Origin of the sequence: Mesorhizobium sp. LSJC285A00 (genome assembly GCF_000503155.1) — a bacterium.
Taxonomy (GTDB): Bacteria; Pseudomonadota; Alphaproteobacteria; order Rhizobiales; family Rhizobiaceae; genus Mesorhizobium.
The window spans coordinates 26,867-53,680 of sequence record NZ_AYVK01000021.1 but is presented as its reverse complement, the minus strand read 5'-3'; the positions used below and the strand labels follow the sequence as shown (position 1 = coordinate 53,680).

The 26,814-nt window shown below is 63.0% G+C and carries 20 protein-coding genes; 6 read left to right on the top strand and 14 right to left on the bottom strand.

The genetic code is table 11. The features are described 5' to 3' along the window. Positions 1 to 104: 104 nt before the first annotated feature. The 8 genes from X726_RS151255 to X726_RS151290 all read right to left on the bottom strand — a co-directional run bounded on the left by X726_RS151255 (position 105) and on the right by X726_RS151290 (position 12,446). Positions 105 to 1,733 (bottom strand): alpha-D-glucose phosphate-specific phosphoglucomutase, encoded by a 1,629-nt coding sequence (locus X726_RS151255; protein WP_023670731.1) that lies wholly within the window; start codon positions 1,731 to 1,733, stop codon positions 105 to 107. Positions 1,734 to 1,736: 3 nt separating this feature from the next. After that, positions 1,737 to 3,182, bottom strand: coding sequence for a glycogen synthase GlgA (gene glgA / locus X726_RS151260; protein WP_023670730.1), 1,446 nt, complete (start codon positions 3,180 to 3,182; stop codon positions 1,737 to 1,739). Positions 3,183 to 3,201: 19 nt separating this feature from the next. Beyond that, positions 3,202 to 4,467, bottom strand: coding sequence for a glucose-1-phosphate adenylyltransferase (glgC, locus tag X726_RS151265; protein WP_023670729.1), 1,266 nt, complete (start codon positions 4,465 to 4,467; stop codon positions 3,202 to 3,204). A gap of 84 nt (positions 4,468 to 4,551) precedes the next feature. Further along, on the bottom strand, positions 4,552 to 6,765 hold the full coding sequence (glgB, locus tag X726_RS151270; protein ID WP_023670728.1) for a 1,4-alpha-glucan branching protein GlgB: 2,214 nt from the start codon (positions 6,763 to 6,765) through the stop codon (positions 4,552 to 4,554). Positions 6,766 to 6,835: 70 nt separating this feature from the next. Further along, a complete protein-coding gene (locus X726_RS151275; protein ID WP_023670727.1) occupies positions 6,836 to 9,298 on the bottom strand; it encodes a glycogen/starch/alpha-glucan phosphorylase in 2,463 nt (820 codons plus the stop codon). 140 nt (positions 9,299 to 9,438) lie between these two features. Then, positions 9,439 to 10,221, bottom strand: a complete 783-nt coding sequence (locus X726_RS151280; RefSeq protein ID WP_023670726.1) for an ATP-binding cassette domain-containing protein — start codon at positions 10,219 to 10,221, stop codon at positions 9,439 to 9,441. Beyond that, the gene (locus tag X726_RS151285) at positions 10,218 to 11,279 is read right to left on the bottom strand and encodes an ABC transporter permease (RefSeq protein WP_023670725.1); all 1,062 of its coding nucleotides are present in this window, start codon (positions 11,277 to 11,279) and stop codon (positions 10,218 to 10,220) included. The genes X726_RS151280 and X726_RS151285 overlap by 4 nt, the downstream gene beginning before the upstream one ends. Positions 11,280 to 11,429: 150 nt before the next feature. Further along, on the bottom strand, positions 11,430 to 12,446 hold the full coding sequence (locus tag X726_RS151290; protein WP_023670724.1) for a sugar ABC transporter substrate-binding protein: 1,017 nt from the start codon (positions 12,444 to 12,446) through the stop codon (positions 11,430 to 11,432). Positions 12,447 to 12,671: 225 nt separating this feature from the next. On the opposite strand from X726_RS151290, the gene X726_RS151295 reads away from it, so the two are divergent. The 4 genes from X726_RS151295 (at position 12,672) to X726_RS151310 (ending at position 16,705) form a co-directional block, all read left to right on the top strand. Continuing rightward, complete coding sequence (locus tag X726_RS151295) at positions 12,672 to 13,898, top strand: ROK family transcriptional regulator (RefSeq protein ID WP_023670723.1); 1,227 nt, start codon at positions 12,672 to 12,674, stop codon at positions 13,896 to 13,898. Then, positions 13,899 to 14,345 (top strand): RbsD/FucU domain-containing protein, encoded by a 447-nt coding sequence (locus X726_RS151300; protein ID WP_023670722.1) that lies wholly within the window; start codon positions 13,899 to 13,901, stop codon positions 14,343 to 14,345. Further along, entirely contained in the window at positions 14,342 to 15,265 is a 924-nt protein-coding gene (locus X726_RS151305; protein ID WP_023670721.1) for a carbohydrate kinase, read from the top strand. Before X726_RS151300 ends, X726_RS151305 begins: the two co-directional genes overlap by 4 nt. A 297-nt stretch (positions 15,266 to 15,562) precedes the next feature. Beyond that, positions 15,563 to 16,705 carry a DegT/DnrJ/EryC1/StrS aminotransferase family protein gene (locus X726_RS151310; RefSeq protein WP_023670720.1) on the top strand — a complete coding sequence of 381 codons (1,143 nt, stop codon included), beginning with the start codon at positions 15,563 to 15,565 and terminating at the stop codon, positions 16,703 to 16,705. A 1-nt stretch (position 16,706) separates the two neighbouring features. Here the strand turns inward: X726_RS151310 and cysQ are convergent, their stop codons facing one another. From cysQ to cysD, 3 genes are read right to left on the bottom strand one after another with little or no spacing between them, the layout of a single operon-like run. Beyond that, positions 16,707 to 17,495 carry a 3'(2'),5'-bisphosphate nucleotidase CysQ gene (gene cysQ / locus X726_RS151315; RefSeq protein ID WP_031215047.1) on the bottom strand — a complete coding sequence of 263 codons (789 nt, stop codon included), beginning with the start codon at positions 17,493 to 17,495 and terminating at the stop codon, positions 16,707 to 16,709. 10 nt (positions 17,496 to 17,505) lie between these two features. Further along, the gene (gene cysN, locus X726_RS151320; RefSeq protein ID WP_023670718.1) at positions 17,506 to 19,443 is read right to left on the bottom strand and encodes a sulfate adenylyltransferase subunit CysN; all 1,938 of its coding nucleotides are present in this window, start codon (positions 19,441 to 19,443) and stop codon (positions 17,506 to 17,508) included. Between the two features lie 2 nt (positions 19,444 to 19,445). Continuing rightward, positions 19,446 to 20,351, bottom strand: coding sequence for a sulfate adenylyltransferase subunit CysD (cysD, locus tag X726_RS151325; protein ID WP_023670717.1), 906 nt, complete (start codon positions 20,349 to 20,351; stop codon positions 19,446 to 19,448). A gap of 414 nt (positions 20,352 to 20,765) precedes the next feature. Between cysD and X726_RS151330 the strand changes: the two genes are divergently transcribed. Together X726_RS151330 and X726_RS151335 are read left to right on the top strand one after the other, a co-directional pair. Further along, entirely contained in the window at positions 20,766 to 22,052 is a 1,287-nt protein-coding gene (locus tag X726_RS151330) for an O-antigen ligase (protein ID WP_031215046.1), read from the top strand. Next, positions 22,049 to 22,984, top strand: a complete 936-nt coding sequence (locus X726_RS151335; protein ID WP_023670715.1) for an NAD-dependent epimerase/dehydratase family protein — start codon at positions 22,049 to 22,051, stop codon at positions 22,982 to 22,984. The genes X726_RS151330 and X726_RS151335 overlap by 4 nt, the downstream gene beginning before the upstream one ends. Here the strand turns inward: X726_RS151335 and X726_RS151340 are convergent. From X726_RS151340 to X726_RS151350, 3 genes are all read right to left on the bottom strand, one after another. Continuing rightward, positions 22,972 to 23,511, bottom strand: coding sequence for a sugar transferase (locus X726_RS151340; RefSeq protein ID WP_023670714.1), 540 nt, complete (start codon positions 23,509 to 23,511; stop codon positions 22,972 to 22,974). The two genes, X726_RS151335 and X726_RS151340, sit on opposite strands and share 13 nt — an antisense overlap. 17 nt (positions 23,512 to 23,528) lie before the next feature. Further along, the gene (locus X726_RS151345) at positions 23,529 to 24,461 is read right to left on the bottom strand and encodes a glycosyltransferase family 2 protein (RefSeq protein WP_023670713.1); all 933 of its coding nucleotides are present in this window, start codon (positions 24,459 to 24,461) and stop codon (positions 23,529 to 23,531) included. Positions 24,462 to 24,599: 138 nt separating this feature from the next. Further along, a complete protein-coding gene (locus X726_RS151350; RefSeq protein ID WP_031197112.1) occupies positions 24,600 to 26,588 on the bottom strand; it encodes a nucleoside-diphosphate sugar epimerase/dehydratase in 1,989 nt (662 codons plus the stop codon). Between the last annotated feature and the right edge of the window lie 226 nt (positions 26,589 to 26,814).

Genomic DNA, 26,814 nt, shown 5'->3' with positions numbered 1-26,814 from the left:
GGGTGGGGGTCGGCGCGGGGAAAGCGCTTTACGAGCACCCCCAACCCGATCCGCTGCGCGGATCGACCCTCCCCACAAGGGGGAGGGTAAAGACGTCACCACCCTCAAGTAATCACGCTCGGCTTGTTGCGCCCGGTGTGGCTCTTGATCCCGGCGATATCATCGGCAGCCGCGATCAGGTCAGCGAGCGCCTCTTGCGTGTCGAGATCATGCCGCGCTCTGTCCGGCTCGTAGCGCTCGATGTAGACGCGCAGCGTAGCACCCGACGTGCCGGTGCCGGACAAACGAAACACGACACGCGAGCCGCCTTCGAACAGGATGCGGATGCCCTGGTTCTTGCTCACCGAACCGTCGACGGGATCGTGATAGGCGAAGTCGTCAGCATTGGCGATCTTCAGTCCGCGCACGCTGGTGCCGGGCAGCGAAGCGAGCTTGGCGCGCAACTCGTCGACCAAGGCGTTGGCGCGCTCGGTTTCGACCTCCTCATAGTCATGACGTGAATAGTAATTGCGGCCGTAGGTCGCCCAATGTTCGGTGACGACGTCCTTGCAGCTTTCGCCGCGCACGGCCAGGATGTTCAGCCACAACAGCACCGCCCACAGCCCGTCCTTTTCACGGACATGGTTCGAGCCCGTGCCGGCGCTTTCCTCGCCGCAGATCGTTGCCATGCCGGCATCGAGCAGATTGCCGAAGAACTTCCAACCGGTCGGCGTTTCGTAGATGCCGATGCCGAGCTTTTCGGCGACGCGGTCGGCCGCGCCGCTGGTCGGCATCGAGCGGGCGATGCCTTTGAGGCCGTCCTTGTAGCCGGGCGCCAACTGCGCATTGGCGGCAAGCATGGCCACCGAATCCGACGGGGTGACGAAAATGCCCTTGCCGATGATGAGATTGCGGTCACCGTCGCCGTCGGAAGCCGCCCCGAAATCGGGCGCATCCGGTCCCATCATCTCGTCATAGAGATGCTTGGCGTGGACCAGGTTCGGATCCGGGTGATGGCCGCCAAAATCCGGCAGCGGCTTGTAGTTGCGGCAGGTGCCATTCTCCGCGCCGAGCCGGCGCTCGAGAATTTCCTTGGCATACGGGCCGGTGACCGCATGCATGGCGTCGAAGCGCATGCGGAAGCCGTATTTGAAATTGGCGCGGATGGCGTCGAAGTCGAACAGGCTCTCCATCAATTCGGCATAGTCGGTGACCGGGTCGATAATCTCGACCGCCATGCCGCCGGCGGTCACCGTGCCGATCTTGTCGATGTCGATCTGGTCGATGTCGGCGGTCTTGAAGCTCGAAATCGTCTTGGTCTTTTCGAAGATCGCGTCGGTCAGCTTTTCCGGCGCCGGGCCGCCATTGCCGGCATTGTACTTGATGCCGAAATCCTCGTGCAGGCCGCCCGGATTGTGACTGGCCGACAGGATGATGCCGCCGAAGGTCTTGTATTTGCGGATGACATGCGACGCCGCCGGCGTCGACAATATGCCGCCCTGCCCGACCATCACCTTGCCGAAGCCGTTGGCCGCCGCCATGGCGATGGCCTTCTGGATGACCTCGCGGTTGTAGAAGCGGCCGTCGCCGCCGATCACCAGCGTCTTGCCCTCAAAGCCCTCCAGCGCGTCGAAGATCGACTGGATGAAGTTCTCGGCATAGTGCTCCTGCTGAAAGACAGGCACCTTCTTGCGCAGGCCGGACGTGCCGGGTTTCTGGTCGAGATAGGGTTTGGTGGCGACGGTCCGGATCATGCTTCAGGCAACCCTTTTCGAAAGCAGCAGGCGGTAGAGTTCAACGTATTTGTCGGCGCTCTTGTCCCAGGAGACATCGGCCTTCATACCCTGGCGCTGGATCTGTTCCCAGACGGCCGGGCTCGAATGCGCATCGACCAGCCGGCGGATGGCGTGCAGCATGGCGCCGCCATTGTTGGGCGCGAACTGGAAGCCGGTGGCGACACCGGCCGAGATCGCTGCTTCATTGGCGTCGATGATGGTGTCGGCAAGGCCGCCGGTGCGGGCGACGACCGGCACGCAGCCATAGCGCAGGCCGTAAAGCTGGGTCAGCCCGCAAGGCTCGAAGCGCGACGGGATGACGATGGCGTCGCAGCCGCCCTGCATGGCGTGGGAAAGCCCCTCGTCATAGCCGACGACGACGCCGACACGGCCGCGATGGCGGGCGGTGGCAGCCAGCAGCGCGCCTTCCAGGCCGGCGTCGCCTGAGCCAAGGATCGCCAGCCGCGCGCCGGTGGCGACGACGCCATCGACCACAGCCGCCAGTATGTCCATGCCCTTCTGCCAGGTCAGCCGGCTGACGACGCAGACGATCGGACTGTCGTCGCGCTCGAGGCTGAAGCGGTCCTCGACAACCGCCCGGTTGGGAAGGCGAGCCTTCAGCGTCGCGGCGGAGTAGGCCGACACCAGATGCTTGTCAGTCTCCGGGTTCCAGATGTCGGTGTCGATGCCGTTGACGATGCCGTAGAGGTCGGAAGAGCGCATGTTGATGAGGCCGTCGAGGCCCATGCCGAATTCCGGCGAGCGGATTTCTTGGGCATAGGTGGGGCTCACCGTGGTGATCGCCCAGGCCGCCTGCAGGCCGGCCTTGAGGAAGCCGACGCCGCCATAATATTCGACGCCGTCAAGCGCCATCGCCGCGGCCGGCAAGCCGAGCTCGCCAAAAATGCCGGCGCCGAACTGACCCTGGAAGGCAAGGTTGTGAACGGTGATCAGCGACGGTACGCCGACCGCCTTGCCGTAGCGCATGTAAGCCAGCGTCATCGCCGACTGCCAGTCATGGGCGTGCACCAGGTCGGGCTGGTAGCCGGAGATGGCGCCGCCGGCGATATCGCCGCCGACCTGGCTCAACGCTGCGAAGCGCCGCCAATTGTCGGGCCAATCGGCGCCGGCCGCATTGCCGTAAGGGCCGCCGGGACGGTCGTAGAGATGCGGCGCGTCGAGCACGAACAGGTCGAGCCCGGCGATCTTGACGGCATGGACCGAAGCCTTGCCGCCCTGCAGCAGCGGGTATTGGTAGACAGCCTTCTTTTTCTTGAAGGCGTCCATCACCTGGGGAAAGCCGGGGATGAGCGTGCGCATGGTCACGCCCTTGGCGGCCAGCGCGATCGGCAATGCACCGGTCACATCGGCAAGTCCGCCGGTCTTGATCAGCGGGAATATCTCGGGCGTGACCGACAGAACCTGCATGCGTTTATGGTATCCCGTCTTACAGCTTCAGCTTGTCGATCATGTCCTGCGTGACCAGGCAGATGCCCTTTTCCGAGACCCGGAAACGCTTGGCGTCGAGAACAGGGTCTTCGCCAACCACCAGCCCCTCCGGTATCCTTACACCGTGGTCGATGACGACGCGCTTCAACTTTGCGTTCCGGCCGACATGAACGTCGGGCAGCATGACGACCTCTTCCAGCGTCGAATAGGAGTTGATGCGCGCCCCGGTGAAGATCAAGCTGCGCTTCAGCGAAGCACCCGAGACGATGCAATCGCCTGAGACCAGCGAGGACACGGCCGAACCGCGCCGGCCATCCTCGTCATGCACGAACTTTGCCGGCGGCTTCAATTCGGCATAGGTCCAGATCGGCCAGTCACGGTCGTAGAGGTCGAGTTCGGGGGTAATGTCGGTCAGGTCGATATTGGCTTCCCAGTAGGCGTCGACCGTGCCGACATCGCGCCAATAGGCCTCGTTCTCGGCCGTCGAGCGCACGCAGGATTTGGCGAAGCGATGCGCGATCGCCTTACCGTGCTGGACGATGTAGGGGATGATGTCCTTGCCGAAGTCGCGGCTGGAGCCTGGCTCGGCCGCATCGCGGCGCAACTGTTCCATCAGGAACTTGGTCTTGAAGACATAGATGCCCATGGAGGCCAGCGCGAATTCCGGCTTGTCGGGAATGCCGGGCGGGTCGGCGGGCTTTTCGACGAAGGCGATGATGTTGTCCTTGCCGTCGACATGCATGACACCGAAGCCGGTCGCTTCCATGCGCGGCACTTCGAGGCAACCGACGGTGACGTCGGCATTGGCATCGACGTGCTGGCGCAGCATCAACTCGTAGTCCATCTTGTAGATATGGTCGCCGGCCAGGATGACCATGTATTCGGGCCCATAGGCCTCGATGATGTCGATGTTCTGGTAGACGGCGTCGGCGGTGCCTTCATACCACTGGGTTTCCGAGACACGCTGGGAGGCCGGGAGGATGTCGAAGCTTTCGTTTCGCTCCGGGCGCAGGAAGTTCCAGCCGCGCTGCAGGTGGCGGATCAGCGAATGCGCCTTGTACTGGGTGGCGACACCGAGGCGGCGAATGCCGGAATTCAGCGCATTGGACAGCGCGAAATCGATGATGCGCGTCTTGCCGCCGAAATAGACAGCCGGCTTGGCGCGGCGGTCGGTCAATTCCTTGAGCCGGCTGCCGCGGCCGCCGGCCAGCACATAGGCCATGGCATCGCGCGCCAGCGGCTGGGTTCTCTTCAAGTCTGCCATTTTTTACCCTCCCAAATTACCAGTCTGGAGCATCGCCCGGTCCGCAACGAGTCGACGGACCTAATCCGAAACGAGTTGACGGACCTAGTCCGCAACGAGTTCAAGCATGATCGTCGACAGCGGCGGCAAAAGCATCGTTGCCGAAATGCCTCCTCCTTCCGCCCTGGCTTCGACCACACCGCCATTGCCCTTGCCCGAACCACCGTAGTCCGAAGCGTCGGTGTTGATGATTTCGCGCCATTTGCCGACCTTGGGCAATGGCACGCGATAATTGTCGCGCGGCACTGGCGTGAAGTTGGAAATGACGGCGATCGGGTTGCCGCCGGGCGCGCTGCGCAGCCAGGCGAAGACCGAATTTTCCTTGTCGTCGACGATCAGCCAGGAGAAGCCGTCCGGCTCGCAGTCGCGTGCATGCAGCGCTGGGCGCGAGCGATAGAGATAGTTGAGGTCGCGCACCGTCTGCCAGACGCCGCGATGCGGGTGGAAGTCGAGCAGGTTCCAGTCGAGCGCGCGCGCCTCGCTCCACTCGCGGCGCTGGGCGAATTCCTGGCCCATGAACAACAGCTTCTTGCCGGGATACCCCCACATGAAGGCATAGAAGGCGCGCAAAGTCGCGAACTTCTGCCAGTCGTCGCCGGCCATCTTGCCGAGCAGCGTGCCCTTGCCGTGCACGACCTCGTCATGGGACAGCGGCAGCACGAAATTCTCGGAGAAAGCGTAGGTCAGGCCGAAGGTCAGGTCGTTGTGGTGATGTTTGCGGAAGATCGGCTCCTTGGCGAAATACTCCAGCGTGTCGTGCATGAAGCCCATGTTCCATTTGAAGCCGAAGCCCAGCCCGCCTTCATGCACCGGGGCCGAGACCTTCGGCCATGAGGTCGATTCCTCGGCGATGGTCATCACGCCGGGATGGTGGCCGTAGACCTCCCTGTTCATCTTCTGCAGGAAGGACACCGCTTCGAGGTTTTCGCGGCCGCCCTTCTCGTTGGGGATCCATTCGCCGGCCTTGCGCGAATAATCGAGGTAGAGCATCGAGGCCACCGCGTCGACGCGCAAACCGTCGACATGGTATTTCTCGGCCCAGAACAGCGCATTGTTGACCAGGAACGACACCACCTCGCGGCGGCCGAAATTGTAGATCGCGGTGTTCCAGTCGGGATGAAAACCCTTGCGCGGATCGGCATGCTCATAGAGCGCTGTGCCGTCGAAATTGGCCAGGCCATGCGCGTCGACCGGGAAATGCGCCGGCACCCAGTCGAGGATGACGCCGACGCCGGCGCGGTGCGCACCGTCGACGAAACGGGCGAAGCCGTCGGGGTCGCCGAAGCGCGCCGAGGGGGCATAAAGTCCGGTTGTCTGATAACCCCATGACGGGTCATAGGGATGTTCGGAGATCGGCAGGAACTCGATGTGGGTGAAGCCGGTCTCGACAGCATAGGGGATCAGCTGGTTGGCGAGTTCGTCCCATGACAGGAAGCTGCCATCATCGTGCTGCTGCCACGAACCGGCATGGACCTCGTAGATCGATATGGCTTCGCGCCGGGGATCGGCCTTTCGCCAGTAATTGCGATGCGCCTCGTCGCCCCATTCATGCGCCGGCGGCACCGCCGTCACTGAGGCTGTGGCCGGGCGCAATTCCGACTTGAAGGCGAACGGATCGGCCTTGAGCGGCAGGCGCACGCCGTCCGGGGCAATGATCTCGTATTTATAGGGGTGGCCGGCGCCGATATCGGGAATGAACAGTTCCCAGATGCCGGTGTCGCGGCGGTCCCGCATCGTATGGCGGCGACCGTCCCATTCGTTGAAGTCGCCGACCACGGAGACGCGCCTTGCATTGGGCGCCCAGACGGCGAAATTGACGCCCGACGCGCCTTCATGGTCGAGGAGATGGGCGCCGAGCTTGTCGAACAGCCTGAGGTGCGACCCTTGCGCGATATAGTAGTCGTCCATCGGGCCGAGCACCGGGCCGAAGGAATAGGGATCGGTCAGCCACCAGTCGCCGCCGGCATTTTTGGCGTGATAGCGCAGCGGCTGACGCTTCTTGATTGACAGTCTGCCTTCGAAGAAACCGGCGTCGTCGCACCGCGTGAGTTCGCCGGCGTTCTTGCCGGCCAGCGTGTATGCGGTGACGAACTCGGCATTGGGGACGAAGCAGCGGGCAACCAGGCTCTTGCCGGCATCATGCACGCCCAGGATTGCAAAAGGATCGCCATGCGTGCCTGCAACAATTGCGGCGACATCGCCGGCTGACGCCAGCCCGTCCGACCCGCTCGTCGTCGCGGTCGCGCGCGGTTTCTTCATCAGGCGGTGTCCCTCCCTGGGAACCAGTTCTTGTGCACAAGACCCATTGTCGTGGCCTCATGCAATCATATCAGGCGGGCACGTTCCAGATTTCTTTCGCATATTGGCGGATCGTGCGATCGGAAGAGAACCAGCCGACGCGGGCAACGTTGCGGATAGCGCGCGCGTACCAATCGGGGCTGTTGCGCCAGACGGCGTCGACATCGCGCTGGGCGGCGGCATAGGCGTCGAAATCCGCCGCCACCATGAACCAGTCGCTGTTGTAGAGACCGTCGACCAGCTCGCGGTAGCGATCCGGCTGGTCGGGCGAGAACACGCCCGACGATACCGCGGCGACAGCCTGCGCCAATTCAGGGGAGCCCTCGATCACGGCGCGCGGGTTGTAGCCATTGCTGCGCCGCTCGGCGACTTCCGCCGTGCTCAGGCCGAAGATGAAGATGTTGTCGTCGCCAACGCATTCCTTGATCTCGACATTGGCGCCGTCGAGCGTACCGATGGTCAAGGCGCCGTTCAGCGCGAACTTCATGTTGCCGGTGCCCGACGCCTCCATGCCGGCAGTCGAAATCTGCTCGGACAGGTCGGCGGCCGGCATCATCACCTCGGCCAGGCTGACATTGTAGTTCGGCACGAACACCACTTTCAGCAGGCCGCGCACCGACGGGTCGCTGTTGATGACCTTGGCAACGTCGTTGGCCAGTTTGATGATCAGCTTGGCATTGTGGTAGCTGGGCGCCGCTTTGCCGCCGAAGAATTTGACGCGCGGCATCCAGTCCTGTTCGGGATGCGAGCGGATCTGGTCGTAGAGCGCGATCGCTTCCAGGATGTTGAGCAACTGGCGCTTGTATTCGTGGATGCGCTTGACCTGGATGTCGAACAGCGCCGACGGGTCGAGCTTGATGCCGAGCCGGTCGGCGACCAGATTGGCGAGCTTGATCTTGTTGGAGCGCTTGACGGCGGCGAACTTGTCGCGGAAGGCGGCGTCACCGGCAAAGGCTTCGAGCCCCTTGATGGCGTCGATGTCGTCGAGGAAACGGTCCCCGATCGCCGCGCGGGCGAGCGCGGTGAGGCCTGGATTGCACTGGATCAGCCAGCGGCGTGGCGTGATTCCGTTGGTCTTGTTGTTGATGCGATCGGGATAGAGCTTGTGGAGATCGGCAAACACCGTCTCCTTCATCAGCTCGGTGTGCAACGCCGACACGCCATTGATCGAGTGCGAGCCGACAAAGGCCAGGTTACCCATGCGCACGCGGCGGTCGCCATTTTCCTGGATCAGCGAGATGCGGCTGATCTGCTCATTGGAAAACTGGTTGGTGGCGCGGGCCTCAAGCAAAACCTGCGCATTGATGGCGTAGACGATCTGCATATGGCGCGGCAAAAGCCGTTCGAACAGCGGCACCGGCCAGCTTTCCAGCGCCTCCGGTAGCAGCGTGTGGTTGGTGTAGCCGAAGGTGCGCTTGGTAATATCCCAGGCCTGGTCGAAATCCATGCCATGGACGTCCATCAGCAGGCGCATCAGCTCCGGCACGGCGATCGCCGGATGGGTGTCGTTGAGATGGATCGCCGCCTTGTCGGGCAGCGAGGCGAGATCGCCATACTGGCTGAGATGGCGCTGGACGATGTCCTGCAGCGACGCGGTGGAGAAGAAATATTCCTGCCGCAGCCGCAGTTCCTGGCCGGCCTTGTGGGAATCTGCGGGGTAAAGCACACGCGACAAGGCATCGGCCTTGTTGCTTTCGGCCAGCGCGCCGATGTGGTCGCCGGCGTTGAACTTGTCGAGCAGGATCGGATCGACCGGCATGCCGGACCAAAGCCGCAGCGTGTTGACGCGGTTGGCGCGCCAGCCGACCACCGGGGTGTCGTAGGCGACGGCCTGGACATGCTCGGTCGGCTTCCAGACGTGACGTTCGAGCCGGCCATCCTTGGAGGTGATCGATTCCACCGAGCCGCCGAAGCCGACCTCGAAGGCACGCTCCCGCCGCTCGAACTCCCAGGGGTTGCCGTGGTCGAGCCAGGTTTCGGGCAGTTCGACCTGCCAGCCATCATGGATCTCCTGGCGGAACATGCCGTTGGCGTAGCGAATGCCGTAGCCATGCGCGGGAATGTCGACGGTCGCCATGCTTTCCATGAAGCAGGCGGCGAGCCGGCCAAGACCGCCATTGCCGAGCGCTGCATCCGGTTCGAGCCCGGCGATGAGGTCGAGGTCGACGCCCAGCGACTTGAGCGCTTCTCGCATATTGTCCATCAGGCCGAGATTGGAGAAGGCATCGCGCATCAGCCGGCCGATGAGGAATTCGAGCGACAGGTAATAGACGCGCTTTTCCTGCTGGGCGTAGGCCTCCTGCGTCGCCTGCATCCAGTGATCGACGATGCGGTCGCGCACGACCTTGATCGAGGCTGTCAGCCAATCATATTGCGTGGCAACGGAGGTGCCTTTGCCGACCCGGTATTTGAGAGCCAGCAAGACTTCGTCGGCCAGCGTCTTGGGATCGGGTATTTCGAGATCGGGGGCTTTGGCTGTCATTGTTCGCGTCATACTGCCTCTCGTGATCGTGCTGCGATCATACCGGCTTTCGCTCTCAGTCCCAGCCTATCCTAGTGCATCGCAACATACGTTCAATCGATTTAGACCAGCATGCCGCCAGTTCCCCTGCGGCAATTTATCCGTCGAGCGGATCAGGCAGCGAGTGCAGCCTCCGGCGGAACCTTCGCTCCCGTCATGAAGGCGACGGCGTCGGACATGGTATATTGCTTGGGATCGATGACGCAGAGGCGACGTCCCAGCCGATGGATATGGATACGGTCGGCCACTTCGAAGACATGCGGCATGTTGTGCGAGATCAGCACGATCGGCAGGCCTCTTTTCTTGACATCGAGGATCAGTTCCAGCACGCGGCGGCTCTCCTTGACGCCGAGTGCCGCGGTCGGCTCGTCCATGATCACCACGCGGCTGCCGAAAGCGGCGGCGCGCGCCACCGCCACGCCCTGACGCTGGCCGCCCGACAGCGTTTCCACCGCCTGGCTGATGTTCTGGATGGTCATCAGGCCAAGCTCGGTCAGCTTGTCGCGGGCGCGCTTTTCCATTGCCGGCCGGTCCAGCATGCGAAGCCAGTCGCCGAGGAAGCCGGGTTTGCGGATCTCGCGGCCGAGGAACATGTTGTCGGCGATCGACAGGGCCGGCGACAAAGCCAGGTTTTGGTAGACCGTCTCGATGCCCGCCTCGCGCGCCTCCATGGGCGATTTAAAAGCGACAGCCTTGCCTTCAAGACGGATCTCGCCTTCGTCGGGCACGGCGGCGCCGGAAATCGCCTTGATCAGCGATGATTTGCCGGCGCCATTGTCTCCGATGACGGCCAGGATTTCGCCGGGGTAGAGGTCGAAGTCGGCATTGTCGAGGGCGGTGACACGGCCATAGCGCTTGATCAGGCCGCGCGCGGTGAGGATGGGTTCCACGGTCATGCCGAAACCTTTCTGATCCATTGGTCGATCGCCACGGCGCCGATGATCAGCACACCGGTGAGCAGCACCTTCCATTGCGGATCGGCGCCCAGCATGTTGAGGCCCATCGAGACGACGCCGACGATCATCGCGCCGAAAAGGGTGCCCAGAATTGAGCCGCGCCCGCCGAACAGTGAAATGCCGCCGATCACCGTCGCGGTTATCGCCTGCAGGTTGTAGTCGGTGACGGCGGCTGACGGCGAGATCGAGCCGTTGCGGCCGATGGAAACCCAGGCAGCGAAAGCGGCGATCAACCCGGCAAGGGTGTAGACCGTCATCAACACTTTCTTGGTCTGGATACCAGACAGCTTCGCCGCCTCCTGATCATCGCCAACGGCGTAGACATGGCGGCCCCAGGCGGTGTGATTGAGCACGTACCAGAGGATCAAAACGAGCACGACCGTGGCGATGACGCCCAGTGTCAGCACCGCCGTGCCGATCTTGAAACTCAGGGCAAAGAGATGCAGCAGCGGCGCCTGGGCGTCGACATCGGTATCGCGGATCGTCTCGTTGGCCGAATAGATGAAGTTCGTCGCCATGACGATGTTCCAGGTGCCGAGCGTGACGATGAACGGCGGCAGCTTCATGTAGGCGACCAGCAAACCGTTGAGCAGGCCGCAGGCTGCGCCGGCGGCAAGCCCGATGGGCACTGCGAGCACGGCCGGCATGCCGTAGCTGACCGCGCAATTGCCCATGATCACGGCTGAAATCACCATGATCACGCCGATCGACAGGTCGATGCCGGCGGTCAGGATGACCAGTGTCTGCGCGGCACCGAGGATGCCGACGATGGCGATCTGCTGCAGGATCAGCGTCAGCGTATAGGATGAGAAGAAACGCCCGCCAATGGCGATGCCGAAAATTACGATCGACAGGACCAGCACAATCAGCGGCACCGCCGCCGGCGTGGAGTGCAGGAAATGCTGGATGCGCTTGACGGCCGATTTGTGCTCGTCAAAGGCGGCAACGCTTGTGTCGCTGCTCGAGAGAACCTTCTCGAATTCCTGTGCTTGAGCCATGTTTCCTCCCCTGGGCTTCAGCTCCATGCCGAGACCCGCTCGCGCCTGTCCGGTCTGCTGCCGGGATTTTTCGCGTGACGCATCGTCCACCCGAAGCGGCCGGGGATCAAGCCCCCGGCCGTCAGCTTGTCGCTGGCTGTCAGACAGCCATCAGCCCCAGCACTTGGCGAGGCCTTCCTTGGTGTCGATCGACTTCACGCCATTGGCCGGCTTGTCGGTGACGAGGTTGACGCCGGTGTCGAAGAAGTTCTTGCCTTCGGTCGGCTTCGGCTTGGCGCCGTCCTTGGCGAAGGCGGCGATCGCCTCGATGCCGAGTGCCGCCATCTGCAGCGGGTATTGCTGCGAGGTGGCGCCAATGACGCCTTCGGTCACCGACTTCACGCCGGGGCAGCCGCCATCGACCGAGACGATCAGCACCTGGCTTTCGAGACCGACCGCCTTGAGCGCCTGGTAGGCGCCGACAGCGGCGGGCTCGTTGATGGTGTGGATGACGGTGATGGAGTTGTCCTTCTGCAGAAGGTTTTCCATCGCCTTGCGGCCGCCTTCTTCATTGCCGTTGGTGACGTCGTGGCCGACGATGCGGGCATCGTCCTCATCGCCGATCTTGTTGGGATCCTTCACGTCGATGCCGAAGCCCATCATGAAGCCCTGGTCGCGCAGCACATCCACGGTCGGCTGTGAGGGGGTCAGGTCGAGGAAACCGATCTTGGCGTCCTTGGCCTTGTCGCCGAGGGTCGCGGCTGCCCAGGCGCCGATCAGCTTGCCGGCTTCCAGATTGTCCGTCGCGAAGGTCGCGTCGGCGGCATCGATCGGGTCCAGCGGGGTATCGAGCGCGATCACCAGCAGGCCGGCGTCACGCGCCTTCTTCACCGTCGGCACAATGCCCTTGGTGTCGGACGCGGTGATCAGGATGCCCTTGGCGCCGTCGGCGATGCAGCTTTCGATCGCCGCCACCTGGCTCTCGCTATCGCCGTCGATCTTGCCGGCATAGGTCTTGAGGTCGACGCCAAGTTCCTTGGCCTTGGCGGTCGCGCCCTCCTTCATCTTGACGAAGAAGGGGTTGGTGTCGGTCTTGGTGATCAGGCAGGCGCCGACGCCGGCGGCCGATGCTGTCGAAGCAAACGCCATCAGGCCGAGGCCCGCCGCGGCGAACACGGTGGACTTCAATAAAGCTTTGGTCACGATCTTCCTCCCATGGAACCATGCGGATGCCGCCAACCGGCATCTCAAGCGCATCCACTGAAGTTCTCCCAGTGTGGACGCGCCCTCAAATGACACCAGCGGGAGCCGCCTGTCAATAATTAAATCACTCTTATTTATTATTGACAGCTTTGCGCGGTTCACTCATTCTGCCGCAAAAGCAGTAAGAATAAACCAAGGGAAGGAACAAGGGTGGAGACCGGCATTGCGAGGCACGGTTCGCCCGAGGCGGCCGCCAGCCGTCTCCACCGTGGCACCAACCAGAGCGGCATGCGCGACCACAATGAGCGGCTGGTGCTGTCGTTGGTTCGCCAGCATGGCAGCTTGGCCAAATCAGACATTGCGCGCATGACCGGGCTTTCAGCGCAGACCGTCTCGGTCATCATGCGCGAACTGGAGGAAGACAGCCTGCTGCTGCGCCAGGCGCCGTTGCGCGGCAAGATCGGCCAGCCCTCCATCCCGATGGCGCTGAACCCCGAAGGCGCCTTCTTCATCGGCCTCAAGATCGGCCGCCGCAGCGCCGAACTGGTGCTGATCGATTTCCTCGGAACTGTGCGTTCCATGCTGCAGCACTCCTACCGCTATCCGGCGCCGCGCGAGACGGTTGAGTTCGTCACCGAAGGCATGAAGACGATGCGCGCCGAACTGACACCTGCGCAGGACAAGCGCATTGCCGGGCTCGGCATCGCCATGCCGTTCGAACTGTGGAACTGGGCCGACACCGCCGGCGCGCCGCGCGACATCATGGACGAATGGCGCCATCGCGACATCCGTGCCGACATCCAGGCGCAGTGCGAATTCCCGGTCTATCTGCAGAATGACGCCACCTCCGCCTGCGGCGCCGAACTGGTGTTCGGCCAGACCGGCGGCGCGCGCGACTTCGTCTATTTCTATATCGGCGCCTTTGCCGGCGGCGGCATCGTGCTCAACGGCCGGCTGTTCGGCGGGCCAACCGGAAATGCCGGGGCGCTGGGTTCGATGCCGGTGCCGGGACCAGACGGCAAGCCGACGCAGCTCATCGACGTCGCCTCGATCGCCATGCTGGAAAAGGCGCTTAACGGACGCGGCATTGACGGCTCCTATCTCTGGACCTCGCCGCAGGAATGGGGCGAGATCGGCGCCGATCTGGACGACTGGATTGCCACCGCCTCGCAGGCGCTTGCCTACGCCATTGTCGCGGCGTCCTCGGTGATCGATTTCGAGGCCGCGGTGATCGATGGCTGGATGCCGCTCGCCGTACGCCGCCGGCTCGTCGATGCCGTCAGGCAGGCGATCGGCACCATTGACGGCGAAGGCCTGAAGCTTCCGGTGGTGCGCGAAGGCACCGTCGGCATCCATGCCCGGGCGCTGGGCGGCGCCAGCCTGCCGCTGTCCGAACGCTTCCTCATCGGTTCGACCACCATTTCCCGGAGCACCTGAATGCTGATCGGTATTCCGTCGCTGCTCGGTCCGGAGCTTCTGGCGACATTGCGCGCCATGGGCCATGGCGACGAGATCGCGCTTGTCGACGGCAACTATCCGGCGGAGGAGCAGGCAAACCGGCTGGTGCGCGCCGACGGCCATCATCTCATTCCGGTGCTCGACGCCATTTTGAGCGTGCTGCCGGTAGACGACTTCGTGCCGGAAGCGCTGTTTCGTGCCTCGGTCAAAGGCGATCCCTCGGTTGCCGATCCGGTCCACCATGAAATCGAAACGATCTGCACCAGGCGCGCGCCGGGCCGCAAGGTGGTTGCGCTGGCGGGCGCCGACTTCTATGCACGCGTCCGGTCGGCATATGCAATCGTCGCGACCAGCGAACCCCGGCTCTATGCCAACATCATCATCCGCAAGGGCGTGATCTATCCGCCGGAGAACAAGAAATCATGATCCTCTGCTGCGGCGAAGCCCTGATCGACATGCTGCCGCGCACCACGACACAGGGCGAGCCGGCCTTTGCGCCCTATGTCGGCGGCGCGGTGTTCAACACGGCGATCGCGCTTGGCCGCCTCGGCGCGCCCGCCGGCTTCTTTTCCGGCCTGTCGTCGGATCTGTTCGGCGGCCAGTTCCGCGAGGCGCTCGGCGCAAGCAAGGTCAGCTCCACCTATGCGCATACCTCCCCTCGCCCGACCACGCTCGCCTTCGTGCGGCTCACCAACGGCCAGGCGACCTACACTTTCTACGACGAGAACACCGCCGGGCGCATGCTGACGATAGAGGATCTGCCGAAACTGGGCGCCGAGATCGAAGCCATGCTGTTTGGCGCCATCAGCCTGATTTCGGACCCGGCGGGTGCTGCCTACGAAGAATTCATGAAACGCGAGCACGAACGCCGCGTCATGATGCTCGACCCCAACATCCGGCCGAACTTCATCCCCGACAAAGCCAAGCACCTCCGGCGCATCCGCTCGATGATGGCGATGGCCGACATCGTGAAGCTATCGGATGAGGATCTGCACTGGTTCGGCGAGGCCGGCTTGCATGAGGACGTCATCCGCAACTGGCTGGATCGCGGCCCGAAGCTGATCGTCGTTACCCACGGCAGCGAAGGTGCCGTCGGCTACAGCAGGGAACACAAGGTCACGGTGACGCCTGAGAAAGTCGAGGTGGTCGACACGGTCGGCGCCGGCGACACTTTCAATGCCGGCATTCTGGCCTCGCTGCACGAGCAAGGCCTGCTCACCAAGGCCGGGATCGGCGGCCTTTCGGAGGACGCCATCCGTCAGGCGCTGGCCCTCGGCGCCAAAGCGGCGGCGGTGACCGTGTCGCGGGCCGGCGCCAACCCGCCCTGGCGGCACGAAATCGCCTGATCCACGCTTAGTCCGCCGCCAGCCGCTGCAAGCAGCCGATCACTTTATGTTTCCGCGAGCCGGAAAGACGCACTGAATTAGCCGGATTAATAGGCGGCGAAGCCCGGATTTCCGGCATCTTGCGGCAATGCAGGGAAAGCCTGAAGTAACAGGCTGCGACACCTAGACAACCCGTCCCGCGGCCGGTCCGGCTTTCTAGACCGGCCCAACTCTGGTACCAGCGGCCCGGTTAAGTTGTTGTTTCTGTGCGTGTCATTGTCCCCGGGGCAGCCCGCACCACACCGTTTTGAGGCCGACATGCAGTTCATCGATCTTGGCGCGCAGCGCGAACGTATCCGCGACCGGCTGAAGGCCGCGATCGACAATGTCGTCGAGGAAGGCCGCTATATCCTCGGACCGCAAGTCACCGAATTCGAAAACAAGCTCGCAGCCTATATCGGCACCAAGCATGTCGTGGCCTGCGCCAACGGCACCGACGCGCTGCTGTTGCCGCTGTTTGCCGCCGGTATCGGCCCCGGCGACGCGGTGTTCGTGCCGAGCTTCACCTTTGCCGCCACGGCGGAAGTGGTGGCGCTTGCCAAGGCCGAACCGGTTTTCGTCGATGTGGACGCCGAGACCTACAACATCGACATCGCCAGCCTCGAGGCGGCGATCGCCATGATCAAGAAGGAAGGCCGGCTGAAGCCGAAGGCGATCATTCCCGTCGATCTGTTCGGGCTCTCCGCCGACTACGAGGCGATCATGGCGATTGCCAAGCGCGAAGGGCTGCTGGTGATCGAGGATGCGGCGCAGTCGATCGGCGGTTCGGCCGACGGCACAATGTGCGGCGCCTTCGGCCATGTCGGCTCGACCAGCTTTTATCCGGCCAAGCCGCTGGGCTGCTACGGCGATGGCGGCGCGATGTTCACCAATGACGACGCGCTGGCCGACCAGCTGCGCTCGTTTGCGTTCCACGGTAAGGGCGAGACGCAGTATGACAATGTCCGCGTCGGCATCAATTCACGCCTCGACACGATCCAGGCGGCGATCCTGATCGAGAAACTCGCCATCCTCGAAGACGAGATGGTCGCCCGCCAGGTGGTGGCCAAGCGCTACGCCGAAGGTCTCGGCGACATCGTCAAGGCGTCACGCAATCTGGGCGGTGGCCGCTCGGCCTGGGCGCAATACGCCATCGAGACGCCGAAGCGCGACGGGTTGAGGGCGCATCTCGGCGAAAAGGGCATCCCTTCGGTGATCTATTATGTGAAGCCGCTGCACGAGCAGGTCGCCTATCGCGACTATCCGCGCACGCCGACCGGGCTTGCGGTTTCGGAGGAACTGCCGAAGCGCATCCTGTGCCTGCCGATGCATCCCTATCTCAGCGAAGCCGACCAGGACCGCATCATCGAGACGATCCGCAACTACATTGGCTCGAACTCGGCGCATGTAGCGGCGGCGTAAGTTACGCCGCGTCCGCCGCCTTCCCGCTCGCAATAAAATGCGGGTTGGCGAAATCCTCGTCGTCGCTCTGTTTGCGCTTGCCATAGGTGAGCGGCTCGCCGTCCAGCGTGCGCGTCATGCCGCCGGCGGCGCGCAGTACGGCGTCGCCGGCCGCCGTGTCCCATTCCATGGTGCGGCCGAAGCGCGGATAGATGTCGGCTTCGGCTGCGGCGAGCAGGCAGAATTTCAGCGATGAGCCGACCGAGACGATCTCGGCGGCGCCGAGATCCTTGATGAAGGCTTCGGTCTCCGGGGTGTTGTGCGAGCGGCTGGCAACGACCGCCAGCGGCGTGACCGCCCTCCTAACCGAAATCCGCCGGCGGCCGACGATACGGAAGTCGCGATCGACCTCGATTGCTTCGGCCCAGCCCGGCCGTCCAGAGAAGAACCGCCCGCTGCACGGTGCGAAGACGACGCCGATCTCCGGCACGCCGTGCCTGACAAGCGCGATGTTGACGGTGAAATCGGTCCGGCGGTTGACGAATTCCTTCGTTCCATCGAGCGGATCGATCAGGAAGAAGGCGCCATCCAGATCGGGCGGCACAATGCCTTCGGCGACCTCTTCCTCGGCCACGCAGGGAATATCGGGATAGGCCGCACGCAGGCCGGCGAGGATGATCGTCTCGCTCTCGCGGTCGGCTTCCGTGACCGGCGAGGAGTCCGACTTGCTGTCGACCGCGCAGCCGGCCTTGAAGACCCGCATCACCTCGCGTCCGGCTTCGAGCGCCAGGCGCTCGAACACGTCGAGCATCACTTCGTCGTCAGATGCCGCCGCCGCTGTCATATTGGTCTTCGGCAATGTCGCGCTCATTCAGCCAGTGTTCCAGAGCCTCTACCATCTCCTCGGCCGTCTTGCCGAGTGTCTTGAGATGGATTTCGGGATTTTCGGGAGCTTCATACGGGGAATCGACGCCGGTGAAGTTCTTGATCTCGCCATTCAGCGCCCGTGCGTAAAGGCCTTTCGGGTCGCGTCGGGCGCATTCCTCGAACGGCGTATCGACGAACACTTCGACGAACTCGCCGTCGGCCATCAACTCCCTGGCCATGCGCCGCTCGGCGCTGAAGGGGGAAATGAAGGAGACGATGACGATCAGCCCGGCATCGGCCATCAGCTTTGCCACTTCGGCGACACGGCGGATGTTTTCGACCCGATCGGCGTCGGTGAAGCCGAGATCGCGGTTGAGGCCGTGGCGGACATTGTCGCCGTCGAGAATGTAGGTGTGACGCCCCGAAGCGAACAGCTTCTTCTCAAGCAGATTGGCGATGGTCGACTTGCCCGAGCCGGAAAGACCGGTGAACCAGAATACGGCGGGGCGCTGGCTCTTGAGGTCGGAGCGGCCGCGCTTGCCGACATCGAGCGACTGCCAATGGATGTTTTCGGCGCGGCGCAAGGAATGCAGGATCATGCCGGCGCCGACCGTGGCATTGGTGATGCGGTCGATCAGGATGAAGGCGCCGGTATCGCGGTTGTCGGCGAAGGTGTCGAAGGCGATCGGCGCCCGGGTCGAGATATTGCAGATGCCGACTTCGTTCATCTCGAGCGACTTCGCCGCCTCGCGAGCGAAGTCGTTGACGTTGACGCGGTATTTCAGGTCGGTGACGGTGGCGCTGGTCTGGTCGGTCTCGGTGCGCAGTATATAGGAGCGTCCCGGCAGCAGCGCTGCCTCGTCGAACCAGACGATGTTGGCGGCGAACTGGTCGGCGACCTGCGGCCGTGCCGCCGGCGACACCAGCATGTTGCCTCTGGAGACCTCGACCTCGTCATCGAGCACAAGGGTGATGGCCTGGCCGGCCACCGCCTGGGCAAGATCGCCGCCTTGCGCGACGATGCGCTTGACCCGCGAGGCCTTGCCGGATTTGGCGACCACCACCTCGTCGCCCTGCGCGACGGAGCCGGACGCGATGGTGCCGGCAAAGCCGCGGAAGTCGAGATTGGGCCGGTTGACATACTGCACCGGAAACCGGAACGGCAGTTCGACCGCGGCCTCGTCGACCGATATGGTTTCGAGATGCTCGATCAGCGACGGGCCGGAATACCACGCCGTCTTGCCGGAGCGGCTGGTGACATTGTCGCCATAGCGGGCCGACATCGGGATCGGCACGATCGTCTGGAAGCCGAGCTCGTGCGAGAACTGCCGGTAATCCTCGACGATACGGTCGAACACCGCCTGGTCGAAATCGACGAGGTCGATCTTGTTGACGGCAAGCACGATATGGCGGATGCCGAGGAGCGAAGCGATGATCGAGTGGCGCCGGGTCTGGCGCAGCACACCCTGGCGCGCATCGATCAGCACGATGGCGAGATCGGCAGTCGATGCGCCGGTCGCCATGTTGCGGGTGTACTGTTCATGGCCGGGGGTGTCGGCGACGATGAACTTGCGCTTGGGCGTGGCGAAGAAGCGGTAGGCGACGTCGATGGTGATGCCTTGCTCGCGCTCGGCCTCGAGGCCGTCGACCAGAAGCGCGAAGTCGATGTCGTCGCCAGTGGTGCCGTGCTTGCGGGAATCGCGCTCGAGTGCGGCGAGCTGGTCCTCGAAGATCTGCTTTGTGTCGGACAAAAGACGGCCGATCAGCGTCGACTTGCCGTCGTCGACCGAGCCGCAGGTGAGGAAGCGCAGCAGCGACTTCTTCTCCTGCGCCGCCATGTATTCGCGCACGCCGTCGGTGGGAGCGAGGCTCTTGGCCAGGATATGGCGCATGCTCAGAAATATCCCTCGCGCTTCTTCTTTTCCATCGAGCCGGCTTCATCGCGGTCGATGAGGCGGCCCTGGCGCTCGGAGGTGCGCGCCGTCAGCATCTCGCCGACGATGGCTTCGAGCGTGTCGGCGTCGGATTCGATGGCGCCGGTCAGCGGATAACAGCCGAGCGTGCGGAAACGCACCAGACGGTTCTCCATCGTCTCACCGGGGCGCAATTGCATGCGATCGTCATCCTTCATGATCAGCATGCCGTCGCGTTCGACCACCGGCCGCTCCTTGGCGAAATAGAGCGGCACGATCGGGATGTTTTCCTGCAGAATGTACTGCCAGATATCGAGCTCGGTCCAGTTCGACAGCGGAAACACGCGGATCGATTCGCCCGGCGCGATGCGGGTGTTGAAGATCTTCCACATCTCCGGCCGCTGGTTCTTCGGGTCCCAGACATGCTGGGCGTTGCGGAAGGAAAAGATGCGCTCCTTGGCGCGCGACTTCTCCTCGTCGCGCCGAGCCCCGCCGAAGGCAGCGTCAAAGCCGTATTTGTCGAGCGCCTGGCGCAACGCCACCGTCTTCATGACATGGGTGTGGGTGTTCGAGCCATGGTCAAAGGGGTTGATACCGTCGCGCACGCCGTCTTCATTGACGTGGACCAGCAGGTCGAAGCCGAGCTTCTGCGCCATCTGGTCGCGAAAGGCGATCATCTCGCGGAACTTCCAGGTGGTGTCGACATGCAGGAAGGGGAAAGGCGGCTTGGCCGGATAGAAGGCCTTCATCGCCAGATGCATCAGCACGGAGGAATCCTTGCCGACGGAATAGAGCATCACCGGCTTGGAGAAGGAGGCGGCAACCTCACGGAAGATGTGGATGGACTCGGCCTCGAGCCGCTGCAGGTGCGTAAGCGCGATGTTCATGGACTGTGAGCGTTCTCTCGTGCAATCCAGACCTTGCATCAGATGGATCGGGCGTCCTTTTCAGCCGCCCGGTTCAAGCTTCACTGCTGGACACTATCGGTTCGTGCCGGCGTTCTAGCAGATCGCCACCTGATATAACAACGCTGGAAAGGCCGGCGGCCACACCGATCGGCAACGAATTTTCCATGAAAAGCCTAGAATCCGAAAATTCCTGCCCGACGGAGCGATAGCATTCAAAGGCCGGGAAAAATCTTGCCTGGACCGAAAGAAACGCCGGCCCGACCTCGTCGCACTTTCGAAAACCGCACCCAGCCGCTATACCGGCTCCTGAACCTGCGCCGGGCGGCATGCCGCAAATGCCGCCGCCAAACATCGTCCGTCGCCAAGCGACCCAGCGCATTGTGAACCAGAGCATTGACCCCGATTTCCGCCATCAAGCAGCACGTTTCGCCGTCACGGATCAACATCACCTTCTCCATTCTGTGCTTCTTTTTCCCGCCGGTGCTGGGATCGGCGGTCAGCTTTTTGTTCAATGGCGGCGGCCTGTGGTCGGTGCTTCTGCTTGCGCTGAAAAGACGGCGTTTCAACATCGACCGGCCGATGACCGCGATGACGGTGGCCATCTATGCCTATTGCGCAGCCAGCGTGCTCGCCTCCATCGTCAACAATTCGATCGCCAGGGATGCGCCGCATCTGGCAGGGCTGATCACCTTCCTGTTTTTCCCTGTCTCATACGCGACCTGGAGCATTACCGAGAAAACCACGCTGACGCGCATCGTCGTGCTGGCGAGCGCCGCCGCCTGTTTTGGCGCCCTGCTGCTGGCGGTCGTGCAATATCACGGGCTGGGCATACGGGCCGAAGGCGGCGCCGGCAATCCGATCGTGTTCGCGACCGTCGCCTGCCTCAGCATGATGATGTGCCTGGCAGGCGCCTTATCGGGTGTCGAAAAGAACAGGGCGTTGCTGGCCTGCGCGACACTGGCCGGCGCGGTCGCCATTGTCTGTTCGGGGTCGCGGATCATCTGGCTGGCGATGCTGGTGGCCGGCATCGCGGTCCTGCTGATCAACCGTCGCAAGCTCAACAACAGAAACGCCATTCGGCTTTTGCTGATTGCGGGCGCGATCGGCATCGTCATCGCGGTCATTGGTCTCCCCATCATTTCCGAGCGCGCGGCCTTCCTGTTCAGCGACTGGGATGCGCTCGCCACGAAGGGCGACCACACGACCGCGCTCGGCTTGCGCGCAGCACTTTGGCAGATTGGGCTGAGCGCCTTCCACGACATGCCGATTTTCGGTCACGGCATTGCTGCAAGCCGTGAGCTGATAAAGGATGGATTCCACAATCAGTTCCACATGCCGTCCACGGGCTTCAGCCATTTTCACAATGGCTTCCTGACTGCATTGGTGGAGGCCGGGCTGCTTGGAGCCGTAACGCTCGCGGCTGTGTTCTTCGTTGCCGCGAGAAACGCGGCCATCGTGCTGCGCACCAGCACGGACGCGATCGAGCGGTTCGGCGCCACGATGATTGTCGTCACTGCGATCACCTACCTCATCGGCGGCCTGACCGGCATCCTGATCGGCCACGACATCCTCGATGCCACACTGATGGTGTTCCTGGTGTCCGGGACATATCTTGCATCGGGCCGGCAACAAATGCTGCCGGAACAACAGGCCCCGGCGCCCCAGGCAAGCCGGCCGTGAAAGTGCTGGTCACAGGCGCGACGGGTTTCATCGGCAGGCAGGTCGTCAACCAGCTGCGCGAAGCCGGGTTCGGGGTGCGCATGGCATCGCGCCACCCGGAACGGCTCGATCCCGTGAGCGATGCGGTTTTGTTGCCGGACTTCGACGCACCGGCTCAGGCATACCAGGCGCTGATGCGAGATATCACCCATGTCGTCCACTGTGCGGCGCTCAACAATGACCGCAAGGCGAGCGAAGCCGACTTCATGGCAGCCAACGCGACACTGACCGCGCAGCTGGCGCGCGCGGCCGCCTCGCGGACAAGCGGGCGCTTCATCTATCTGTCGTCGATCCGGGCAGTAGCCGGTCCCGGTTTCAGCGGAACGATCAGCGAGGCGACGCTCCCTGCCCCGCAATGCGCCTACGGGCGCTCGAAACGCGAAGGCGAGATCAAGACACTGGAAGCCTATGCGTCCAGGCCCTCCGATGCCACGGCGCTGCGCCTGCCGCCGGTCTATGGCGAAGGCATGAAGGGAAACCTGCGTGGAATGATGCGGGCTGCCGCCATTGCCTTACCATTGCCCTTAGGCGCTTTCACCGCAGTTCGTTCGCTGATATCGCGCGACGCGGTGGCTGGCGCCGTGGCGCATCTTTTGACTCGCCCCACGCCACCGCGCCCGACCTATGTCCTGGGCGATGCTTCCCCCGTTGCGATGTTCGAAATCTTGACTGCATTCAGGCACGGATACGACGTTCCGACCCGGCTCGTTCCTGTGCCGGCCTGGCCATTCAGGCTGTTCGCCACACTGCTTGGCAGAAAAGCAGCGTACGACGCTTCCATGGCGACACAGATTTGCGACCCGTCACTGCTGATCTCGGAAGGCTGGATGCCGGAAACCGACACGCTCGGCCGGATTGAGGAACTTGCACGACAGGCCCGTCAGGTCCGGTAGATTGTGCCAAGCAGGATTTTGACGTCGAGGCCGATCGAGGCTCCCCTGAGATATTCGGCATCCGTTTCGGCGCAGAGTTTCGGATCCGACATGTCGATGCCTTTCATCTGTGCCAGCCCGGTAATGCCCGGAAGTGCGGCAAGCACACCCAATTGCCTGCGGCGTTCGATCAATTCGGTTTGCGTGGGCAGGCATGGACGCGGCCCAACCAGGCTCATCTCGCCCTTGAGCACGTTCCAGAGCTGCGGCAGCTCGTCGATCTTGAATTTCCGCAGCACCTTGCCGACGGCAGTGACGGAAATTGCCGGCGCCTGATGCGAGGGCAGAGACGGCGTTCCCACAACCATCGTGCGCAGCTTGTGGCAGGCAAACGGCACCCCGTGCTGGCCGACACGGGTTTGAGAGAAGAGTGCCGGTCCAGGCGACGTCGTCCTGATTGCCAGCATGGCAAGCAGGACGAAAGGCGAGGCCAGTGGCAGCAGCAGCGCCGCCACCGCCAGGTCGAAAGCTCGCTTGGGTTCCCTCATGGCCGTGTCTGCATGCTCTAGATCCGCCGCCAGATGAAGGCCAGATAGAGCCCAAGCGTCCCAGCCAGCGTCTGCCGGTAGACGCCGCTTTTCCTGAGAAGGCGCAGGCGTCGCAGGATACCGCCCTTTCGTGCCCTGATGAACAGGCCGAGACAGGCGGCGGCATCCCTCGAGAGGATGTCGCGATTGACCGCCAGGCCGCTCAGATTGTGATCGGTCCAGACGGCGAACTCGCCCCTGAACAGGCGCCCCAGCCGCGACAGCCTCGCCTTCCACGACACGTTGGCGCCGACCAAGTTTGCCTCATGCTGGCGGTAGCGCACCAGCGGTCGCGGGTCATAGCGGACAATGCCGCCGGCAGCCGTGACGATCAGATAGGTCCACCAGTCATGGCTGACGAACTCGGTCCGTGCCGATGCCTTTGCCAGCAACTTTCGCGCGGCGCGGTTGATCATCATCGTGTTGCCGCCGGCAATGCTTTGCACAAGCGCATTGCGAAATGCGGGTGGATGCTGGAACAGCGGCGAATACCCTTGCGCTGCTCCGGTTTCGGACATGGTCGCGGTTCTGGAGCAAAACAGCAGCGGCGTTCCGGCGTCGTGCCCTTGCATCCAGGCAATGGCGCTCTCCAGCCTGTCCGGCTCCCAGATGTCGTCCTGGTCGCAGAAGGCGTAGTAGTCGGCCTCGATGCGCGGATCGATGATCATCGCGCGGAAATTGGCGGCAAAGCCTTGGCGAGGACCATTCGACAGGGTCAACCGGCCCTTGGACCAGCGGCTCTGCCAGGCGCCGATAATGGCCGAAGTGCCGTCTGTCGAACCGTCGTCGGAAACCCAGAGGTCGACAACAGGATGCGATTGCGCAGCCAGCGACGCGAGCTGCTCGTCAAGGAAAGCCGCGCCATCTTTCGTGCCCAGCAGCACGGCCACGCGCTGATCTTGTCTGCTCACTGGTTCAAAATCATCTGCAAACGCCTGGGAACGGCCATCGGATCGGTTTCAATAGCCAATCCCGGTCGATCAGGACAGGCTCTTTGTTTTGACGCAATCCCGGACAGAAAACCGCTCCACACTTTTCTTGGAATTGCTCTAACCAGCTTGCCCGACTGTTTTCGCAACGGTTTCCCGGCGTGCCTCACTTGGAGGCTCTTCCGCCTGATAGAGGCCGGCCATGACGGCGAGCGCCGAGGCCTTGTCCTGATCGCGCATGGCCGCCTGCAGCAATGTCAGCGCCGCCTGGACCTTGGGCCATCCCACGACATCGGTCCTGAGGCCGAAGATCTTGGGGATATCCAGCGCGACGATCTCCTCATTGCCGCCATGCAGCACTTCGTGAAGCTTCTCGCCCGGCCTGATCCCGGTGAAACGGATCGGAATGTCGGTGTAGGGGCTTTTGCCGGCCATGCGGATCATGGTTTCAGCGACTTCGAGGATCGGCACCGGCTTGCCCATGTCGAGCATGTAGATGGCGTAGTCGTCCTTGCCCTGGCGCCGCTCGGCGTCGGCCGCCGACATGATGACGAGGTCGACGGCTTCGGCCACCGTCATGAAGTAGCGGGTCATGCGGCGATCGGTGATGGTGACCGGACCGCCGGCCTCGATCTGCGCCTGGAAGATGGTGGCGACCGAGCCATTGGAGCCGAAGACATTGCCGAACCGCACGGCGATGAACTTGGTGCCGGAGCGACGGCCGCTGGCCCCGGTGGCGTGCGTTTCGTGCAGCGAAGAGACGATCTGCTCGGCGGCGCGTTTCGTCATACCGAGCACCGAGGTCGGATCGACCGCCTTATCGCTGGAAATCAGCAGGAACTGCGGCACCCCGCATTTGGCGGCAACCTCGGCGCAGACGAGGGTGCCCAAAATGTTGGTCTGGATCGCCGATTCCCAATTTTCCTCGAGCAGCGGCACATGTTTGAGCGCGGCGGCATGGAAGATGATGTCGGGCTTGAAATCGCTGACGACGCGGGTGATCTGGCGCCGGTCTGTGACATCGACGATGCGGCTCTTGAGCCGGACATGGTCCTTTTCGTCAACCTGCTGGTCGAGCTGGAAAATACCGAACTCCGAGATATCGGCGACCAGAACCGCCTCGGCGCCAAGTTCCAGCGACCGCTTGACCAGGATGCGACCGATTGAGCCGGCGCCGCCGGTGACCAGGACGCGCTTGCCACCGATAAAGCCGCCGATCCGCTCAATATCGGAAGCAACTGTGGGGCGGCGCAGGATGGTTTCCATCTCGACAGCGTCGAGTACCAGCTTTCCGCCTTGGCCGAGCTCCGAAACGCCGGAGAATTGGACGACGGCGATACCGCTGTGACGGGCGACACGGACCAGTTCCGAATATTCCTCGATCTCGCGTTCGGTGCCATTGCCGAAAATCAGCATGTCGAGGCTTTTGGTGCCTCTTGCATATTCTTCGAGGACCTCGACCAGGCGGGGCCGCACGGCTACCACCGGAACGCCCTGGATCTGCGTGCCCAACGGCGCGCCGTTCTCGATGGCCATGATGCCGGCGATGGAATATTCGGCCGGCTCGGCCGTGCGTGTGAAGCGGATGATGACGTCTGCTTCGCCAAGCCTGCCGACGAACAGCGCTTGTTTGATCGCCGCATTGTTTGCGTTGCGGCTCAGGATTCGCCAGCTCGCCCCGTCGCGCAGGAACCGGTAATAGAGCCGAGGCGCCGATATGATGGTGAAGGAGACGAGGAAAAAGACGATGAACTGGCGCTCGTTGAGGCCGGTCACCGGCTGAAACGATCGAACCGCCAGCGAGACGACATAGAGCGTGACGGTCAGGATGGCGCAGCTCTTCAGGATGTTGAAGAAGTCCGGCGTGGAGGCGAAACGCCACACGGTGTTGTAGAGGCCGCAATAGCGAAACAGCATATGGCTGAGAAAAACAATACTTGCCCAGCACGCCAGGCCGGCCGTGGAGAGCGCGTCGAATGAAAGTCTCGACTGAGAAAGCCCCAGACTCAGCGCCACCGCGACCAGGACCATGACCAGATCCTGGATCATTATAATGGCGCGCCGCATCTTCGGCCGAAGTCCGGACACGACCTCTACATAGGATGTCATTGGGTAGTACTGAACTCCAGGCGCAAGGACTTGGACACTAACGTAGTGCGAGAGCGACGGAAACCCGTCACCGATCACCTGTTTAGAGTGCCAATCCCCAGCCCCGCCGCTTTGTATCGCATAGCGTGGAGTCGGGGACGCCGCCAGATATTTTTTTCGCTTGTGGGCATGGGATGAGATATCCCGGCCACACAAGGGTTGAACTAGAAGGGACAGAGCAGGTAGT

Coding starts and splice junctions, on each gene's coding strand:
- X726_RS151310 (WP_023670720.1), top strand. CDS start 15,563: ATGCAGTTCATCGATCTTGGCGCGCAGCGCGAACGTATCCGCGACCGG.
- X726_RS151300 (WP_023670722.1), top strand. CDS start 13,899: ATGCTGATCGGTATTCCGTCGCTGCTCGGTCCGGAGCTTCTGGCGACA.
- cysQ (WP_031215047.1), bottom strand. CDS start 17,495: ATGCTCGACGTGTTCGAGCGCCTGGCGCTCGAAGCCGGACGCGAGGTG.
- cysD (WP_023670717.1), bottom strand. CDS start 20,351: ATGAACATCGCGCTTACGCACCTGCAGCGGCTCGAGGCCGAGTCCATC.
- X726_RS151350 (WP_031197112.1), bottom strand. CDS start 26,588: ATGACATCCTATGTAGAGGTCGTGTCCGGACTTCGGCCGAAGATGCGG.
- glgB (WP_023670728.1), bottom strand. CDS start 6,765: ATGAAGAAACCGCGCGCGACCGCGACGACGAGCGGGTCGGACGGGCTG.
- X726_RS151275 (WP_023670727.1), bottom strand. CDS start 9,298: ATGACGCGAACAATGACAGCCAAAGCCCCCGATCTCGAAATACCCGAT.
- glgC (WP_023670729.1), bottom strand. CDS start 4,467: ATGGCAGACTTGAAGAGAACCCAGCCGCTGGCGCGCGATGCCATGGCC.
- X726_RS151280 (WP_023670726.1), bottom strand. CDS start 10,221: ATGACCGTGGAACCCATCCTCACCGCGCGCGGCCTGATCAAGCGCTAT.
- X726_RS151340 (WP_023670714.1), bottom strand. CDS start 23,511: ATGAGGGAACCCAAGCGAGCTTTCGACCTGGCGGTGGCGGCGCTGCTG.
- cysN (WP_023670718.1), bottom strand. CDS start 19,443: ATGCGCCATATCCTGGCCAAGAGCCTCGCTCCCACCGACGGCGTGCGC.
- X726_RS151255 (WP_023670731.1), bottom strand. CDS start 1,733: ATGATCCGGACCGTCGCCACCAAACCCTATCTCGACCAGAAACCCGGC.
- glgA (WP_023670730.1), bottom strand. CDS start 3,182: ATGCAGGTTCTGTCGGTCACGCCCGAGATATTCCCGCTGATCAAGACC.
- X726_RS151305 (WP_023670721.1), top strand. CDS start 14,342: ATGATCCTCTGCTGCGGCGAAGCCCTGATCGACATGCTGCCGCGCACC.
- X726_RS151285 (WP_023670725.1), bottom strand. CDS start 11,279: ATGGCTCAAGCACAGGAATTCGAGAAGGTTCTCTCGAGCAGCGACACA.